Source organism: Peribacillus sp. P4_D6 (assembly GCF_056401795.1).
Map to the genome: position 1 here is coordinate 1 of NZ_JBFUIQ010000326.1, position 1392 is coordinate 1392.

At 38.9% G+C, this 1392-nt stretch carries 1 protein-coding gene; it reads right to left on the minus strand.

All coding sequences use genetic code 11. From position 1 onward, the window contains the following. Nucleotides 1-667: 667 nt before the first annotated feature. Nucleotides 668-1392, minus strand: a 725-nt coding sequence (locus AC1DVB_RS27230; protein ID WP_477591949.1) for a transposase, incomplete at its 5' end; no start/stop codon positions are given.

Below are 1392 nucleotides of genomic sequence, written 5' to 3' on the forward strand. Positions count from 1 at the left end.
TCAGTTCACGTAGTACCGATGGACGTACGAAAAGTATTCCCGATATGATAACCGTCGTCCATCCCCAAAACAGTCCTAAAAAGGTACTTGCTTCCATTGTTGTCTCACTCCTTTCGATTATATTTATATTTCAGGTACTTCCTTTTTAGAATTGAATCGGAAGAGGCGTTTTCAAATCCTTTTGATGTTAATGATGTATGAATATCGTTATTCATGTGAGGTGAGGTTTACATAACCATTCACATCAGAAATATTGAACTAACCTCCCTCAATAAACTAAACACAATCTCACGATTGCTTTAGAATTCTTAGGATTTCATAGTCATATCATTAACCGTTATCTATGTAAGCTCGGCATTACTCCTCTAGGATAGGGATTTATCGAAAAAAGTGTATGCTAAACTAGCCAATCATAGGAAAAAATTGGTTTAAGCAATGTTATGATCGCACTTTAGGATATCCACATGTCTCATGGAGGTCAACCCTCCCATGTCTCACAGAGTCGATGCTCCTACATTCCTTCGTTCAACCTTTCCATGAGGTGGATGTCGGTCATGCTGCCCCACAGGATCTAAGTCCTCACGTTAGTTGCTTTGCCGACTAATCCGTGCTTCACTTTTAAATGAGTGTTAATTAAATGACCGTGTAACCATAAAAATCCGATGAACTATGCGACTGTTTGATGTGCTACAAATGTTGCCATATGAGGGATATCCWTTAACATCTTGTCTTCTTGAAACGTAAATTGTTTTTTACCGATTGAAAACAGAATTCGAATAAGCTTGTTACACAAAGCTATCAGAGATTGCATTTTCTTTAAGGGATTGTGAGAACGTGTTGTGTAATATATATGAAGAGCTTTAAAAGCCTTGTTCTTTGCCACCAATATCATGGCTGCCCGGAATAAGAGAGCCCTTAATTTCTTTCGTCCCCGTTTGGTAATCTTGGTCTGACCTTTGTGCTTTCCTGATGTGTTTTCTTTTAAACTTAAACCTGCTAATTTTACGATTTGGCGAGGATGTTGATAGTCTCTGAGGTCGCCGACCTCTGCGAAAAACCCTGCTACTGTATCTCGACCGATTCCTGACACCTCTAACATCTGTGTGACGCCTGGGATATGGTCTAATAACTGATCTAATTGATGATCTAATTCTTCGAATTTCATTTGAATAAAATCATACTTCTCTAGTAAAGCTCTCAACTCTAATTTCGCCATAGCTGCCCCTTGACGAATACCAATCGAACGATTGGCTGCTTCTTTAAGTGCTCGTATCTTCTTTAAGCCTATACTGCGTTTTACCACTTGTCTTAAGGAAAGTAAGAGCTCTTCATCCGTATACTTAACAAGTTCATATGGCAAGGCTTCTAGCTTTAGAAAATGAATAGCTGCCT